9 protein-coding genes and 1 pseudogene are annotated in these 16,997 nt (G+C 69.6%); 1 reads left to right on the top strand and 9 read right to left on the bottom strand.

Annotated elements, in window-relative coordinates:
* Positions 1-225: 225 nt before the first annotated feature.
* The 9 genes from CCL05_RS20330 to CCL05_RS20290 all read right to left on the bottom strand — a co-directional run bounded on the left by CCL05_RS20330 (position 226) and on the right by CCL05_RS20290 (position 14,901).
* Positions 226-696 carry a Dps family protein gene (locus tag CCL05_RS20330; protein WP_086561915.1) on the bottom strand — a complete coding sequence of 157 codons (471 nt, stop codon included), beginning with the start codon at positions 694-696 and terminating at the stop codon, positions 226-228.
* A 237-nt stretch (positions 697-933) separates the two neighbouring features.
* Positions 934-1,314 carry a helix-turn-helix domain-containing protein gene (locus CCL05_RS20325; protein ID WP_003993396.1) on the bottom strand — a complete coding sequence of 127 codons (381 nt, stop codon included), beginning with the start codon at positions 1,312-1,314 and terminating at the stop codon, positions 934-936.
* A gap of 109 nt (positions 1,315-1,423) precedes the next feature.
* Positions 1,424-1,969 carry a CinA family protein gene (locus CCL05_RS20320; RefSeq protein ID WP_086561914.1) on the bottom strand — a complete coding sequence of 182 codons (546 nt, stop codon included), beginning with the start codon at positions 1,967-1,969 and terminating at the stop codon, positions 1,424-1,426.
* A complete protein-coding gene (gene pgsA / locus CCL05_RS20315) occupies positions 1,966-2,886 on the bottom strand; it encodes a CDP-diacylglycerol--glycerol-3-phosphate 3-phosphatidyltransferase (RefSeq protein WP_086561913.1) in 921 nt (306 codons plus the stop codon). The genes CCL05_RS20320 and pgsA overlap by 4 nt, the downstream gene beginning before the upstream one ends.
* Positions 2,883-4,364, bottom strand: coding sequence for a 30S ribosomal protein S12 methylthiotransferase RimO (rimO, locus tag CCL05_RS20310; protein ID WP_086561912.1), 1,482 nt, complete (start codon positions 4,362-4,364; stop codon positions 2,883-2,885). The genes pgsA and rimO overlap by 4 nt, the downstream gene beginning before the upstream one ends.
* Before the next feature lie 93 nt (positions 4,365-4,457).
* Entirely contained in the window at positions 4,458-5,312 is an 855-nt protein-coding gene (locus tag CCL05_RS20305) for a helix-turn-helix domain-containing protein (protein WP_086561911.1), read from the bottom strand.
* 260 nt (positions 5,313-5,572) lie between these two features.
* The gene (locus tag CCL05_RS20300) at positions 5,573-8,314 is read right to left on the bottom strand and encodes an FtsK/SpoIIIE family DNA translocase (RefSeq protein WP_208641573.1); all 2,742 of its coding nucleotides are present in this window, start codon (positions 8,312-8,314) and stop codon (positions 5,573-5,575) included.
* 127 nt (positions 8,315-8,441) lie between these two features.
* A complete protein-coding gene (locus CCL05_RS20295; protein ID WP_059418393.1) occupies positions 8,442-9,122 on the bottom strand; it encodes a response regulator in 681 nt (226 codons plus the stop codon).
* Positions 9,123-9,429: 307 nt separating this feature from the next.
* Entirely contained in the window at positions 9,430-14,901 is a 5,472-nt protein-coding gene (locus CCL05_RS20290) for a HAMP domain-containing protein (protein ID WP_086561909.1), read from the bottom strand.
* Positions 14,902-15,279: 378 nt separating this feature from the next.
* On the opposite strand from CCL05_RS20290, the pseudogene CCL05_RS20280 reads away from it, so the two are divergent.
* Positions 15,280-16,997, top strand: a pseudogene (locus CCL05_RS20280) (GAF domain-containing protein); the annotation flags it as partial.

Genomic DNA, 16,997 nt, shown 5'->3' with positions numbered 1-16,997 from the left:
GCCCCGCGCGCCCCCCAGCGCCCTATCCCCGCCATGGCCGCCACCTCCAGCCCGACGCTATGCGGCCCCCCGGGCCGGCGGACAGGGCGCACCAACGGCACACGGGCGCACCGCGCGCCCCACTGCGCCGAGCTGCGAGACCACGAGCCGCGAGACGGCAAGCAGCGAAGCCCCGAGCGGCGAACCCTCCGGCCGGCCCGTCGCCCGCTGCCGCGCCCGCTACGGTCACCCGTTCTCGGCCTGGAACATCCAGTGATGCTTCTCCAGGTCCGCCGTGATCCCGATGAAGATGTCCTGGCTCACCGGATCCGGCTCACCGGTCGCCTCGACCCGCTCCCGCATTCGGGCGATCACCGCGCCCAGCGCCTCGACGAGCGCCCCCACGGCGGTCATGTCGTCGACCCACCCCTCGGGGGTCACGCCGATCCCGCTGCCGACGGCGACCGTCGCGGCACGCCCGTCAGGGGAGATCCCGAGCGCCGCGGCGCGCTCCGCCACGGTGTCGGAGTACTTCCGAGCGGTGTCGACGACCTCGTCGAGCTGGAGATGCACGGAACGGAAGCGCGGACCCACCACGTTCCAGTGGATCTGCTTGGCCACGAGGGCGAGGTCCACCAAGTCGACGAGGGCGCCCTGCAACGCCTCGGACACGGTCTTCAGGCTCGCGTCGGACAGCGGGCTCTTCACGACGTACATCCGCACCTCCGTTGGCTTCCCCCCGCCATTCCCCTCAACGATGACCGCCGCACGCCCTACCGGCAAACGCAAACAAATCGGGCACGCCCCTGCCCGGCAGTCGGCGGCCGACCATCGGCGGGCAAGCGAAAACCCCGGCCGACACCCCTCCGGATCTCCCGGAGAACCCCGGCCGGGGCCTCACCAGTCTCAGCGCCTGGTCAGCGCCGCTCGTTCATGCCACGCACGCGCGAAGCGTCACGCGGCGACGACGTCCACCGCCTCGGCGGGCGCCTTGATGGTCACCCGTTCCGGTGGCACACCGGTCACCGAAACGGAACCCAGCATCGGGCGAACCGGCGTGGGCACAGGTTCGCTGGGGGTGGCCGCAGCGGACTGGGCCAGCTCGGCCAGGGCGAGCTCGTCGCTCACTTCTCGCATGAGCTCGGACATCCGTACGTCCAGCGCGTCGCAGATGGCGGAGAGCAGTTCGGAGGAAGCCTCCTTCTGCCCCCGCTCCACCTCGGAGAGATAGCCGAGTGAGACTCGGGCGGACGAGGAGACTTCGCGCAGAGTACGGCCCTGGCGCTGGCGCTGCCGACGCAGCACGTCACCCAGCAGGCGACGGAGCAGAATCATCGGTGGCTCCCTCCTCGGACCGCGTAGCCGCATCCATTACGCCCCACCGTACCGCCTTGCGCCGCGGCCGTGCGGGGAGCGATGTCGTGTTCACTCAGGGCTGCAAACATCAAAACCCCCCGTTCCGTTCCGTATCCTGTGCCCGCTCATTCCCAGTCTGTTCGCCCGCAAGCTCCTTCAGGAGCAGTGCGAGTACGCTCCGTACACTCTCTCTACGAATTTCCTCGCGGTCGCCGTTCAACCGCAGAGCCTCCACTTTTCCGCCGCCGGCAGAACCGGAATCGACCCTCCGAGGTCCGTCCACGGCGACGAAAACCGTCCCGACGGCCTGTCCGTCCTGCGGCTCCGGACCCGCCACACCGGTGGTCGCGATGCCCCAGTCCGTGCCGAGCGCCTTGCGCACTCCGGCCGCCATCTGGGCCGCGACCTGCGGATCCACCGCTCCTCGCGCCGCCAGCAGGGCGGCGTCGACACTCAGCAGTTCCTGCTTCAGGTCGGTGGCGTACGCCGTCAGCGAGCCCCGGAAGACCTTGGACGCCCCAGGGACGGATGTGACCTCCGCCGCAACGAGACCACCGGTCAGCGACTCCGCGACGGCGAGCGTCTCGCCCTTCACCGTGAGTAGTCGCACCACGTCGGTGGCCGTGGAACTCACGCTTCCTTCTCCTCCAACGCGGCCTTGCGCTCGGCGATTCCCTGCCTACGCAGCACAATGGCCTGTTTCACATAGTCGAGCCCGGTCACCACGGTGAGCACGACCGCCGCGGCCATCACCCAGAACCTCAGGGTGGCCAGCCATCCCGTCAGCGCCAGCACATACATGCCCACGGCCACGCCCTGGGTGAGCGTCTTGAGCTTGCCTCCGCGGCTGGCGGGGATGACGCCGTACCGGATGACCAGAAAACGCAGCAGGGTGATCCCGAGTTCCCGGCCGAGGATGACGCCGGTCACCCACCACGGCAGATCGCCGAGCGCGGACAGACAGATCAGCGCCGCCCCCATGATCGCCTTGTCGGCGATGGGGTCGGCGATCTTCCCGAAGTCCGTGACCAGGTTGTATGTGCGCGCGAGGTGACCGTCGAAGAGGTCGGTGATCATGGCGATGGCGAAGGCCGCCCAGGCGAATGCCCGCCACGCCGGGTCGTACCCGCCGTCCGCGAGCATCAGCGCGACGAAGGCCGGTACGAGGATCAGCCGGAGCATGGTCAGGAGGTTGGCGACGTTCCAGACGCTGGCCTGGTTGACGGCCGCGGCGGCCAGCTTCCCGCCCCGCGCCGGCTTCCCGTCGTCCTGCGCGTCGACGACGGCGCTCTCGGAACCGTCACCGACAGCGGCCCCAGCGCCATCCGCACCGGCATCCGCACCGGCCGCCGCACCCTGCCGCGTACCTGACGCCACACCGGCCGCCGCACCCTGCCCTGCGCCTGACGCCGCACCGGAGGCCCCGTCCTCGGCCGACCGCGCGGCCGCCCGGCCCGCGGAGGCCCCGGGAACCTTCCCCGGAGCCGCACCGGCCGCGGCCCTCCTCGCGCCGGAGGGGCCGCCCGCCGCGGATGCCGGAACACCGGTCATCTGCCCGCCTCCTCACTCCACGCCGGCGACGCGAACGAGCCCTGAAGCGGCTCGGCCACCAGGTCGACGCCCTCCGTACCGACCACCTTCGCCTCGACCATACGGCCGCTGCTCAGCCCCGCGCCGCTCGTGAGCAGCACCTGGCCGTCCGTCTCGGGCGCCTGGTGCGCCGCGCGGCCGTACACGCCCTCCTCGTCGTCGACGGACTCGACGAGCACGTGCACCGTCTGGCCGACACGCTCCTCGGCGCGCTGCGAGACGAGTTCCTCGGCCAGCCGCGAGACACGGGCCAGCCGCTCGGCGACGACGTCCTCGTCGAGCTTGTTGTCGTAGGTCGCCGCCTCGGTGCCCTCCTCGTCGGAGTAGCCGAAGACGCCGATGGCGTCCAGCCGCGCGCCGTTCAGGAACCGCTCCAGCTCGGCCAGGTCGGCCTCGCTCTCGCCGGGGAAGCCGACGATGAAGTTGGAGCGCACACCGGCCTCGGGCGCCTTGCTCCGGATCGTGTCGAGCAGCTCCAGGAACCGGTCGGTGTCGCCGAAGCGGCGCATCGCGCGCAGCACGGCGGGCGCGGAGTGCTGGAAGGACAGGTCGAAGTAGGGCGCGACCTTGGGGGTCGAGGTCAGCACATCGATCAGGCCCGGCCGCATCTCCGCGGGCTGCAGGTAGCTCACCCGGACCCGCTCGATGCCGTCCACCTCGGCGAGCTCGGGCAGCAGCGACTCCAGCAGGCGGATGTCGCCGAGGTCCTTGCCGTAGGAGGTGTTGTTCTCGGAGACCAGCATGATCTCCTTCACGCCCTGCTCGGCCAGCCAGCGCGTCTCGTTCAGCACGTCGCTCGGGCGGCGGGAGATGAAGGAGCCGCGGAAGGACGGGATGGCGCAGAAGGAGCAGCGCCGGTCGCAGCCGGAGGCGAGCTTCACGGAGGCGACCGGGGAGCCGTCCAGGCGGCGGCGCAGGGGCGCGCGCGGGCCGGAGGCCGGAGCGAGGCCCTCCGGAAGGTCGGCCGGGGCGTGTCCGGGCAGTGCGACCGCAGTGGCCGACTCCTGCCGCTCGGCCGGGCTGATCGGCAGCAGCTTGCGCCGGTCGCGCGGGGTGTGCGAGGCGTGGATGCCGCCGTTGAGGATGGTCTGCAGCCGGTCCGAGATGTCCGTGTAGTCGTCGAACCCGAGCACACCGTCGGCCTCGGGGAGGGCCTCGGCGAGCTCCTTGCCGTACCGCTCGGCCATGCAGCCCACCGCCACGACGGCCTGGGTTCTGCCATGTCCCTTGAGGTCGTTGGCTTCCAGGAGGGCGTCGACGGAGTCCTTCTTGGCGGCCTCGACGAAGCCACAGGTGTTCACGACGGCGACGTCCGCGTCCTCGGCGTCCTCCACGAGCTGCCAGCCGTCCGCCTCCAAACGGCCTGCGAGCTCCTCCGAGTCCACCTCGTTACGGGCGCAGCCAAGGGTGACGAGTGCGACGGTACGGCGTTCAGGCATGGGCTCAAGAGTACTTCGTCCCGCTGACACCCCACGTCGACGGGGTTGGCCGTTTCCAGGCCAACCCCGTAGCGACTGCACCCTTCGGGCCGGTTATCCGGCCTCGGGGTCACCCTTCGTGTACGTCAGGCGCTCCACGGCGCCCGGCTTGAAGTCGTCCTTGATCTTCTTGCCGTTGACGAAGAGGTCGATCGCGCCGGCGTCCCCGAGGACGAGGTGCACCTTCGAGCTGTCCTGGAAGGTCTTGGTATCGCCCTGCTCGAGGACCCCGTCGAAGATCATCCGGCCGTTGTGGTCCTTGGCCGCGATCCAGCTGCGGCCGTCGGCGGCGGCCACCTGGACCGTCACCTTGTCCTGGGGCGCGGCCGCGATGGCGCTGTCGGACGCCTCGGGCTTGGGGTCGGTGGGCTTCTTGGTCTTGGTCGTCGGGGAGGCGGAGCCGCCGGTCGTGGGCGTGGCCCCCTCGGCCACGTTCGCCTCGCCGCCGCTGTCGCCGCCGCCCTGGAACATCGTGAACCCGACGAATCCGATCACGGCGACGATCGCGGCGACCATGGCGGCGGTCCAGTTGGGCCCGCGCCGCTCCGGACGGATACGTTCCGCCTCGAACAGGGGAGCTGCGGGGGTCGGAGCCGGGCGCCCGCCGTGTTCGTCGCCGTACTGGGCGAGCAGCGGCGCCGGGTCGAGGTGGACGGCCTTGGCGAGGGTCCTGATGTGCCCTCGGGCATAGACGTCCCCGCCGCAGGCGGTGAAGTCGTCCGCCTCGATGGCGTGCACGATGTTCATGCGGACCCGGGTGGCGCTACTGATGTCGTCGACGGTCAGGCCAGCGGCGATACGCGCCTGCTGAAGGGCACGGCCGATGGAGGGGCGGGCTTCCTCGCGGTCTTCTTCGACGCGCTCGTCTTCGAACGGACGCTCGTCTTCAGGGGAGTTGCCGATGGACACGGGGGCGCCTTTCGAGCGTGTAGCCGCCTGTGCTGGAGGTTCAGTCTAGGGGGGGTACAAAAGGGTGGGGCAACCGGGCGGTGACACTTTGTACGCCATCGGAATGGCCCGACATCCCGAGGGCGGGGAAGCTGATCCTCGCTTCCCTCAACTTGACGTATGCCGAAGGGAAACGGTTGCTCAAGGATCCCTTACGGGTGAGTCACGATCCGGACACCCGATTGCAGTACGACTCGGCGTGGCGGCCGTGACCCACTTCCCTACCCTTCAGACTCCCCTCGGATCAGCGCGAGCACGCCATCCAGCTCATCAGGCTTCACAAGAACGTCACGAGCCTTCGAACCCTCGCTCGGCCCGACGATGTTCCGGGACTCCATGAGGTCCATCAGCCGCCCGGCCTTGGCGAAGCCGACGCGCAGTTTGCGCTGGAGCATGGACGTCGACCCGAACTGTGTGGAGACGACCAGTTCGGCCGCCTGGCACAGCAGGTCGAGGTCGTCGCCGATGTCCTCGTCGATCTCCTTCTTCTGCTTGGTCCCGACGGTGACGTCGTCCCGGAAGACGGGCGCCATCTGGTCCTTGCAGTGCTGGACGACGCCCGCGATCTCCTCCTCGGTGACGAAGGCGCCCTGCATACGGGTCGGCTTGTTGGCGCCCATCGGCAGGAACAGCCCGTCGCCCTTGCCGATGAGCTTCTCGGCGCCCGGCTGGTCGAGGATGACCCGCGAGTCGGCGAGCGAGGACGTGGCGAAGGCCAGCCGCGACGGCACGTTCGCCTTGATCAGGCCCGTGACGACGTCGACCGACGGCCGCTGCGTGGCGAGCACCAGATGGATGCCGGCCGCGCGCGCGAGCTGTGTGATGCGCACGATCGCGTCCTCGACGTCCCGCGGCGCGACCATCATCAGGTCGGCCAGCTCGTCGACGATGACCAGCAGGTACGGGTACGGCTGGAGCTCGCGCTCGCTGCCCTCGGGCGGTTTGACCTTGCCCTCGCGCACGGCCCGGTTGAAGTCGTCGATGTGCCGGTAGCCGTAGGCGGCCAGGTCGTCGTAGCGCAGGTCCATCTCGCGTACGACCCACTGGAGCGCCTCGGCGGCCCGCTTGGGGTTGGTGATGATCGGTGTGATCAGGTGCGGGATGCCCTCGTAGGCGGTCAGCTCGACCCGCTTGGGGTCGACGAGGATCATCCGGACGTCCTCCGGCGTCGCCCGCATCATGATCGAGGTGATCAGGCAGTTGATGCAGGACGACTTGCCGGAGCCGGTGGCGCCGGCGACCAGCATGTGCGGCATCTTCGCCAGCGAGTGCATGACGTACCCGCCTTCGACGTCCTTGCCGAAAGCGACCAGCATCGGGTCGTCGTCCTCCGCGGACTCCGCGAGCCGCAGCACGTCCCCGAGGTTGACCATCTCCCGGTCGGTGTTCGGGATCTCGATGCCGACCGCGGACTTGCCGGGGATGGGGCTGATGATCCGCACGTCCGGGCTGGCGACGGCGTAGGCGATGTTCTTGGCCAGCGCGGTGATCCGCTCGACCTTCACGGCCGGACCCAGCTCGATCTCGTACCGCGTGACCGTCGGCCCGCGCGTGAAGCCGGTGACGGTTGCGTCCACCTTGAACTCGGTGAAGACGTTGGTCAGCGCGGCGACTATGGCGTCGTTGGCGGCGCTGCGGGCCTTGCCGGGGCCCCCGCGCGTGAGGAGGTCGAGCGACGGCAGCGCATACGTGATGTCCCCGGACAGCTGGAGCTGTTCCGCGCGCGGGGGCAGGTCGCGGGGCTTGGCGGGCGGGGACTTGGTGAGGTCGCGGACGCCCGCCTGCGGCCTCTCCGGCTCGGGCTCGTCCTGCTGGAGCTTCTCCTGCTTTGGCCGGGCCGCCGGGACGGGCGTCGGCGTGGTCGCCTCGCGGTCCCCGACGGTCACGCCCTGGGTGAGGTCCGCGACGACCGGCGACGGCGGCATCCCGTGCAGCACGGCCCCGTCGAGCGCGGCGGCGGCCGCCGCGGCGACGTCCACGGCGTCCATGGGCCGGTCCATGTCGGGCTGCGGCACGGCGGAGCGCCGGGGACGGCCGCGCCGCCGGGAGAGCGCCTCCTGCTCGGCACTGTCGGGGTCGTACGCCGCGGGCGCCGGCGTGCGCCTCCCGCGCGGGCGTGCGGGCAGCGCCTCCCGCCACTGTTCGTCGTAGCGCTCGTCGTCCTCGGCGAAGCCGAACTCGTCCTCGGCCGGGTCGCGGACGATCCCGAGCCGCACCCCGGCCTGCCGCAGCCGCTGCGGAATGGCGTTGACCGGGGTGGCCGTGACGACCAGCAGCCCGAAGACCGTCAGCAGCACGAGCAGCGGCACGGCGAGCATGTCGCCCATGGCGTACGACAGCGGGGTCGCCATGGCCCAGCCGATGAGGCCGCCGGCGGCCCTTATGGCCTGCATGCCGTCGCCGCGGGCGGGTGCGCCGCAGGCGATGTGGACCTGGCCGAGCACGCCGATGACGAGCGCGGACAGGCCGATGACGATGCGTCCGTTGGCCTCGGGCTTCTCCGGGTGGCGGATGAAGCGCACGGCGATGACGGCGAGCAGGATCGGCACGAGCAGGTCGAGCCGGCCGAAGGCACCGGTCACGAGGATCTCGACCAGGTCGCCCACGGGACCCTTCAGGTCGGCCCAGGTGCCCGCGGCGACGATCAGGGCGATGCCGAGCAGCAGCAGGGCGACGCCGTCCTTGCGGTGTGCCGGGTCGAGGTTCTTGGCGCCCTGCCCTATGCCGCGGAACACGGCGCCGACGGCGTGTGCGACCCCGAGCCACAGGGCGCGCACGAGCCGGTAGATGCCCCCGGTCGGGCTCGGAGCCGGTTTGGGCGCGGCTTTCTTCGCCGCGGCCTTTCTGGCGGGCGCCTTCTTCGCGGGAGCCTTCTTGGCAGCGGCCTTCTTCGCCGGAGCCTTCGCCGAACCGGCCGCCTTCTTCGCGGGCGGCTTCTTGGCTGCGGAGGGACGTGAGGCCATGAGTGTGAGGTTACCGGGGGAGACGACAAGGGACACGTGTGCCTACGGCTTCACCCGTTCGTGTCGCTCCGGGAGAGGCACAGAACTGACGCGGGCTCATGGGCGCGCAACCGCGCCTGCCCCGGCGTCAGTTCTGCGAGGACACCGACGACGTGCTTCCGGTGCCCGGCTCCAGCGCGTCCAGCGCCCGCCGCAACCCCGTGAGCTTGCGCTCCAGATGAGCCGCCGTGGCCACCGCCGCCGCGTCCGTCGAGTCGTCGTTGAGCTGCTTGGTCAGCGCCTCGGCCTGCTCCTCGACGGCCGCGAGCCGCGCGGAGAGCTCGGCGAGCAGCCCGGCCGACTCCTTGGCCTCGCCGTCCGCGTCCTTGCCGTTGCCCTCCAACTGGAGCCGCAGCAGCGACGCCTGCTCGCGCAGCTGGCAGTTCTTCATGTACAGCTCGACGAAGACGGAGACCTTCGCGCGAAGCACCCACGGGTCGAACGGCTTGGAGATGTAGTCGACCGCGCCGGCCGCGTAACCCCGGAAGGTGTGGTGCGGCCCGTGGTTGATCGCGGTGAGGAAGATGATCGGGATGTCCCGGGTCCGCTCCCGCCGCTTGATGTGCGCGGCTGTTTCGAAGCCGTCCATGCCCGGCATCTGGACATCCAGCAGAATGACCGCGAAGTCGTCCGTGAGCAGCGCTTTGAGCGCTTCCTCCCCGGACGATGCCCGCACCAGCGTCTGATCGAGCGCAGAGAGGATCGCCTCCAGCGCAAGCAGATTCTCCGGCCGGTCATCGACCAGGAGGATCTTGGCCTTCTGCACCATGGCCCGCCCTCCTCGCCCCGGCGTGGGGCCTCCCCTGTCCGCAGGACCTGGGGTTGCACCGGTGGGTGCCGCCCCAGGGGACGACTCCCTTGCGCCGCCCGTCCTTGTGCCGGTCATCGTAGCCGCACCCCGCCTGTCGCCACACCCTGTCACCGTGATGTCACTGTGCTCGTAGCAGAAACGCAGCAGGAGACCAGAAGGTTCCCCAGATCTCGTACTTCTACACGACTATGCGCACACTGAGTTCGCAACTCCGTGTGAACACCGAACCTTCCCGCCAACGTTGCGTAACGGTCCAACGTTCCCCTCATTCCCCTCGCATCCACTGATCCATCACCGTCAGCAGGTGATCGGGGTCGACCGGCTTCGTGACGTAGTCGGAGGCGCCCGATTCGATCGCCTTCTCCCGGTCGCCCTTCATCGCCTTCGCGGTCAGCGCGATGATCGGCAGCCCGGCGAACTGCGGCATCCTGCGGATCGCCGTGGTCGTCGCGTACCCGTCCATCTCGGGCATCATGATGTCCATCAGGACGACCGCCACGTCGTCGTGCTGCTCCAGCACCTCGATGCCCTCACGGCCGTTCTCCGCGTACAGCACGGACAGGCCGTGCTGCTCCAGGACACTGGTCAGCGCGAAGACGTTGCGGATGTCGTCGTCGACGATCAGGACCTTCTGACCGCCGAACCGGATACCGCGCTGCGTCTTCGGCGCCGTCTGCTGCTCGTCGGGCGTCCACTGCTCCGGCTGCGCCGGGCGCGGTGCCAGCTCCGGCATCCTGCGCCGCCGCCGGAACAGGGCGGCCGGCCCGTTCTGCGTCTCGCGGTACGACTTCACCTCGGCCGGGGTCTCGGCCTCGACCTCGGACAGCTCGGACATGTCCGACGTCGACGCCATCAGATCACCGGGCTCCAGGGACGGCAGCTGCTGCTGGTAACCCTGCGGCGGCAGTTCGCTGGGGTGCAGGGGCAGGTACAGCGTGAACGTCGAGCCGCGGCCCGGCTCGCTCTGCGCGTGGATCTCACCGCCGAGCAGCTGGGCGATCTCCCGCGAGATGGACAGCCCGAGGCCCGTACCACCGTACTTGCGGCTGGTCGTGCCGTCAGCCTGCTTGAACGCCTCGAAGATCACCCGCATCTTGCTGGACGCGATACCGATCCCGGTGTCGGTCACGGAGAACGCGATCAGCTCGGCCTCCGGATCGGTCAGCGACCCGGTCTCCAGCAACTGCTCCCGGATCTTCTGCGGCACATCGTCCCGCGCCGGCCTGATGACCAGCTCCACCGACCCGGAGTCGGTGAACTTCACCGCGTTCGACAGCAGGTTGCGCAGCACCTGGAGCAGCCGCTGCTCGTCGGTGTGCAGCGTCGCGGGCAGCTCCGGCGACACCCGCACGGACAGGTCCAGGCCCTTCTCCGCGGTCAGCGGCCGGAAGGTGGCCTCCACGTAGTCCACGAGCTGGACCAGCGCGATCCGCGTCGGGGAGACGTCCATCTTGCCCGCCTCGACCTTCGACAGGTCGAGGATGTCGTTGATCAGCTGGAGCAGGTCGGAACCGGCCCCGTGGATCGTCTCGGCGAACTCGACCTGCTTCGGGGAGAGGTTCCCCTCGGCGTTGTCGGCGAGCAGCTTGGCCAGGATCAGCAGCGAGTTCAGCGGCGTCCGCAGCTCGTGCGACATGTTCGCCAGGAACTCGCTCTTGTAGCGCATCGACACGGCGAGCTGCTCGGCGCGCTCCTCCAGGACCTGCCGCGCCTCCTCGATCTCGGTGTTCTTCACCTCGATGTCGCGGTTCTGCTGGGCCAGCAGCTCGGCCTTCTCCTCCAGTTCGGCGTTGGACGCCTGGAGTGCCTTCTGCCGCTGCTCCAACTCCGCCGAGCGCTCACGCAGCTGCTCGGTCAGCTCCTGCGACTGCGCCAGCAGCAGCTCGGTCTTGGTGTTGACGGAGATGGTGTTGACGCTGGTGGCGATCATCTCCGCGATCTGGTTGAGGAAGTCCCTCTGGATCTGCGTGAACGGCGTGAAGGACGCCAGCTCGATGACGCCGAGCACCTTCCCCTCGAACAGCACCGGCAGCACGATCACCTGCGCGGGCGGCGCCTCACCGAGCCCCGAGGAGATCCTCAGGTAGCCGCTGGGCGCGTTCTCCACCAGGATCGTGCGCTTCTCCGTCGCGGCCGTGCCGATCAGCGCCTCCCCGGGCTGGAACGACGTCGGCATGGAGCCCATCGAGTAGCCGTACGAACCGAGCATGCGCAGCTCGTACTGGTCGTCGTCGGCGGCGTTCATGTCCTCGCCGTCGACCAGCGGCATCGCCAGGAAGAACGCGCCGTGCTGCGCGGACACCACCGGCGTCAGCTCGCTCATGATCAGCGAGGCCACGTCCTCCAGGTCGCGGCGGCCCTGCATCAGCGCGGAGATCCGCGCCAGGTTGCCCTTGAGCCAGTCCTGCTCCTTGTTGGCGATCGTGGTGTCGCGCAGGTTGGCGATCATCTTGTTGATGTAGTCCTGGAGCTCCTGGATCTCACCGGACGCGTCCACGTCGATCTTCAGGTTCAGATCGCCGCGGGTCACCGCCGTCGCCACGCGCGCGATGGCACGCACCTGCCGGGTCAGGTTCCCGGCCATCTCGTTCACGGACTCGGTCAGGTCCCGCCACGTGCCGTCGACGTCACGCACGCGTGCCTGCCCACCGAGCTGTCCCTCCGTGCCCACCTCGCGGGCGACCCGGGTGACCTCCTCGGCGAAGGACGACAGCTGGTCGACCATCGTGTTGATGGTCGTCTTCAGCTCCAGGATCTCCCCGCGCGCGTCGATGTCGATCTTCTTCGTCAGGTCACCCTTGGCGATGGCCGTGGTCACCATCGCGATGTTGCGCACCTGACCGGTCAGGTTGGACGCCATCTGGTTCACGGACTCGGTGAGGTCCTTCCACGTACCGGCCACACCCGGCACATGCGCCTGCCCGCCGAGGATGCCGTCCGTGCCCACCTCACGGGCCACCTTGGTGACCTGCTCGGCGAACGAACTCAGCGTCTTGACCATCGTGTTGATGGTGTCTGCGAGCTGCGCGACCTCACCGCGCGCCTCGATCGTGACCTGCCGCGTCAGGTCACCGTTGGCCACCGCCGCCGAGACCTGCGAGATGTTCCGCACCTGTGTGGTGAGGTTCTTGGCCATCAGGTTGACGTTGTCGCTCAGGTCCTTCCAGATGCCCGTGACACCCGGCACGTGCGCCTGACCGCCCAGGATGCCCTCGGTGCCCACCTCACGGGCCACCCGGGTCACCTGCTCCGCGAAGGAGGACAGCTGGTCGACCATCGTGTTGACGGTCGTGACGAGTTCGAGGATCTCGCCCTTGGCATCCACGGTGATCTTCTTCGACAGATCACCCCGCGCCACCGCGGTCGTGACCTCGGCGATGTTGCGCACCTGGATGGTCAGGTTGTTCGCCATGCCGTTCACGGACTGGGTGAGGTCCTTCCAGGTGCCGGAGACGCCCTGCACCTCGGCCTGGCCGCCCAGGATGCCCTCCGTACCCACCTCACGGGCCACACGCGTGACCTCCTGGGCGAACGACGACAGCTGGTCCACCATCGTGTTCAGGGTGTTCTTCAGCTCCAGGATCTCGCCGCGCGCGTCCACGTCGATCTTCTGCGACAGATCACCCCGGGCCACCGCGGTCGCCACCTGCGCGATGTTGCGCACCTGCGCGGTGAGGTTGCCGGCCATGCCGTTCACGGAGTCGGTCAGGTCGCGCCACACACCGGCGACCCCTGGCACCTGCGCCTGACCGCCCAGCCGCCCGTCCGTACCCACCTCACGGGCGACCCGGGTCACCTGGTCGGCGAAGGCCGAGAGCTGGTCGACCATCGTGTTGATGGTGTTCTTCAGCTCCAGGATCTCGCCGCGCGCGTCCACGTCGATCTTCTGCGACAGATCACCCCGGGCCACCGCCGTCGTCACCTGCGCGATGTTGCGCACCTGGGAGGTGAGGTTCCCGGCCATCGAGTTGACGGAGTCGGTGAGCTCCTTCCACGTCCCGGACACGCCGTCCACCTGGGCCTGACCGCCGAGCCGGCCCTCCGTACCCACGTCCCGGGCCATCCGGGTCACCTGGTCGGCGAAGGACGACAGCTGATCCACCATGGTGTTCACGGTGTTCTTCATCTTGAGCATCTCGCCGGAGACGTCGACCGTGACCTTCTGCGAGAGGTCACCGTTGGCCACCGCCGTCGTCACCTGCGCGATGTTGCGCACCTGTCCGGTGAGGTTCCGGAACGCCGTGTTGACGGAGTCCGTCAGGTCCTTCCAGGTCCCGGCCACACCCGGCACCTGCGCCTGACCGCCCAGCTCACCCTCGACACCGATCTCGCGGGCCACACGGGTCACTTCCGCACCGAAGGCGGACAGCTGGTCGACCATCGTGTTGACGGTGTTCTTCAGCTCCAGCATCTCGCCGGCCACGTCCACGGTGACCTTCTGCGACAGATCACCGTTGGCCACGGCCGTCGTCACGGCGGCGATGTCCCGCACCTGAGTGGTCAGATTCCGGAAGACCGTGTTCACCGAATCGGTGAGGTCCTTCCACGTCCCCGCCGCACCCGGCACATTCGCCTGACCACCGAGCCGCCCCTCGGCCCCGACCTCGTTGGCCACCCGCGTGACCTCGTCCGCGAAGATCCGCAGCGTCTCGGTCATCTGGTTGATCGTCTCGGCGAGCTGCGCGACCTCGCCCCGCGCCTGCACGGTCACCTTCCGCGACAGGTCACCGTTGGCGACGGCCGTCGTCACCTCCGCGATCCCGCGCACCTGGGCGGTGAGGTTCCCGGCCATGGTGTTGACGGAGTCGGTGAGCTCCTTCCACACACCGTCCACCCCGGGCACCTGCGCCTGCCCGCCCAGCGCACCCTCGGTGCCCACCTCACGGGCCACCCGGGTCACCTCGGAGGAGAACGCCGACAGCTGGTCCACCATCGTGTTGACGGTGTTCTTCAGCTCCAGCATCTCGCCGGCCACCTGGACGGTGACCTTCCGGGACAGATCACCCTTGGCGACCGCCGTCGTCACCAGCGCGATATCCCGCACCTGAGCGGTGAGCCGGTACGCCATCGTGTTGACGGAGTCCGTGAGATCCCGCCACGAACCCGACATACCGCGCACACGGGCCTGCCCGCCCAGCTTGCCCTCGGTACCCACCTCACTGGCCACACGCGTGACCTCGTCGGTGAACGTCGACAGCTGGTCGACCAGGTTGTTGACGGTCCGTCCGACCTTCAGGAACTCGCCGCGCAACGGCTGCCCGTTCCCGTCCGGCACCTGCGTCCGCAGCTCCATACGGGGCGACAGATCACCCTCGGCCACCGCGGACAGCACCCGGCTGACCTCGGAAACCGGCCGCACCAGGTCGTCCACCAGGGCGTTCGAGTTGTCGATCGCGGTCGCCCAGGAGCCCTCACAGGCCCCCGTCTCCAGCCGCTCGGTGAGCTTGCCCTCCCGGCCCACCATCCGCCGCACCCGCGAGAGCTCACCCGTCAGATGCAGATTGCGGTCGGCCACCTCGTTGAAAACCGCCGCGATCTCGGCCATCACGCCGTCCCCGGACACCGTGAGCCGCTTGCGGAAGTTGCCGTCCCGCATCGACACCAGGGCGACCATCAGCCGGTTCAGGGCTGCCGTGTCCACCTCAGTCGTGCCACTGCGCACTTTTCCCTGGTTGCTCGGGGACTGTCCGCCTTTCGCGCGCGTCCTCTTGCCACGCGTCGCTGCGCCAGACTCCACTGTGTCCCTCCCGCAGGGGTCGACCATCACTGCTGTGCTGGGGTACCGCGCTCGGCGTACCGGTTACTACTGCGTATTCTCCGCCCTGCATACCAGGCCGTGCCCAGGGGGCTGCTGCCCCCCGTACGCAGACGACACTCAGCCTGCCCGGACTTTCACAAGAAGCTTGCCCAGTGTTTCACCCTGCCCGAACCAGGCCATAACAGTTCGGCAGCTTCGCACATCGTCCGCACACCCTCCGGACGGAAACACTGCAGACCGGCATCCGCATGGACCGCGAAGGTAAGTAACCTTGCATCCGGCTGTCCAGCCGCGCCGGTTCGTCCGGCCTGGGCGGTGGCACGAAGACGAGCGGGCATCGGAGGGGCGGCCGCACACATGACCACCGGACTGATCCCTGGGGGACAGCCCCCGGACCCCCGGCCGACGGGCGACCTGCCGCATCAGCGGCGCGAGCCGGTCGGCCACGCAGCCCAGCACGTCGAGAACCGGTCGAGGAGTTCTGTGATCACCGCGCGCGCGGCCGCCAGTTTCGAGCCCGTCGGGCGATCTGTCGCGAGCGCCCGCTCCTTCGTCCGCGACACCCTCCAGGGCTGGGGCTTCGCCGACATCGTCGACGACGCCGTCGTTCTCACCAGCGAACTGGTGACCAACGCCGTCGTCCACGCCGGCACCTCCGCCGACCTGCTCTGCCTGCGCACCGACGAGGGCGTGCGCATCGAGGTCGCCGACCGGTACCCGGAGCGCGAGATCCCGCTCCAGGCCTCGGCCATCAACATGGGCAGCCCCGACCGCGAGGGCGGACGCGGCCTCCAGCTGTGCGCGGCCCTCGCCGGCCGCTGGGGCGTCGAGTACACCCCCACCCACAAGACCGTCTGGTTCCAACTCGACCTCCCCGCCAGGGTGGTGGGCACCCGCGCGGCCGGCCCGGCCCTCCCCGCCGACCTGCTCCCCCTCGCCGACGGCCGGGTCCGCGTGGCCGTCATCCAGATCGACCGCACCGGCCACATCACCGCCTGGAACGAGGACGCCGAGGACCTCTTCGGCTACCCGGCCGAGCAGGTCACGGGCAAACCCCTGACCGACCTCGCGGCCTGGCCGCACACCCCGGGCACCAGCACCGGCATCGCGGACGCACTCCGGCTCTCCCGCTGGGAAGGCAGCTACGGCATCCGCGCCGCCAACGGCCGCGTGACCCCCGTCTACGCCTCCCACCTGCGCGTCCGCGACACCGGCGGCGAACCGTCAACCGTGTGCCTCCTGGTAAGGGACCACGAACGGGCCGTTCTCCAGACCCCCCTGCGCGTCCCCGCCTCCGACACGTCCACCACCTCCGAGGGCCAGAGCACCGACCCCTTCGAGGTGTTCATCGGCTACCCCGCCCCGGACGACCTCGACGGCCTCCTCCAGCGCACGGTCGAACGCGCCCGCGACATGCTCGACGGCGACTCCGCGTTCCTCCTCCTGGCCACCGACGACGAGACGGAACTGGAGGTCCGCGCCTCCACGGGCCTGCCCTCCGCCCGCCAGCGCTTCGCCCGCGTCCCCGTCGAGGCGGGCTCCGGCCGCTACGGCTCCGCCCGCATGCCGGCCGTCCACGACGACCTGACAGCGGTCCCCGGCGCGGTCCCGCTGCTGAACGGCACGGGCATGCGCTCGGTCGTCACGGTCCCGCTGAAGGTCGAGGGCCGCCTCACCGGCTCCCTCGGCGTCGCCGCCGAGGCCCCCGGCAGATACTCCAACGAGGAAGCCCTGCGCCTCCAGTTCGCCGCCGACCGCATCGCGCTCGCCGTCGAATCGGCCCGCCTCGGCGAACTGGAACGCCTGCGCCGCGGCTCCCTGAACTTCCTGGTCGAGGCCTCCGACCTGCTCGCCGGNNCACCCTCGCCACCTGGTGTGCCGTCTACACGATCGCCCACCAGGCCTCGGAGCCGTACCTGTCGTACGTCCTGCACGAGGACGAGGAACTCATCGACGGCATCAAGTCCCTGCTGTCGAAGGTGCCCCCGCCCGACCCGGTCCCCACCCCGGGCGCACGCGTCTGGACGGCCCCCGCCGAGGTGGCCCACCAGGCGGCCCTGCGCAGCTCCATGCGC

The organism is Streptomyces africanus (assembly GCF_002150735.1).
Classification (GTDB): domain Bacteria; phylum Actinomycetota; class Actinomycetes; order Streptomycetales; family Streptomycetaceae; genus Streptomyces; species Streptomyces africanus.
Note: the sequence above shows the minus strand (reverse complement) of the source record. Positions and strands in the feature narration are given on the sequence as shown.

Coding starts and splice junctions, on each gene's coding strand:
- CCL05_RS20300 (WP_208641573.1), bottom strand. CDS start 8,314: ATGGCCTCACGTCCCTCCGCAGCCAAGAAGCCGCCCGCGAAGAAGGCG.
- CCL05_RS20295 (WP_059418393.1), bottom strand. CDS start 9,122: ATGGTGCAGAAGGCCAAGATCCTCCTGGTCGATGACCGGCCGGAGAAT.
- rimO (WP_086561912.1), bottom strand. CDS start 4,364: ATGCCTGAACGCCGTACCGTCGCACTCGTCACCCTTGGCTGCGCCCGT.
- pgsA (WP_086561913.1), bottom strand. CDS start 2,886: ATGACCGGTGTTCCGGCATCCGCGGCGGGCGGCCCCTCCGGCGCGAGG.
- CCL05_RS20325 (WP_003993396.1), bottom strand. CDS start 1,314: ATGATTCTGCTCCGTCGCCTGCTGGGTGACGTGCTGCGTCGGCAGCGC.
- CCL05_RS20330 (WP_086561915.1), bottom strand. CDS start 696: ATGTACGTCGTGAAGAGCCCGCTGTCCGACGCGAGCCTGAAGACCGTG.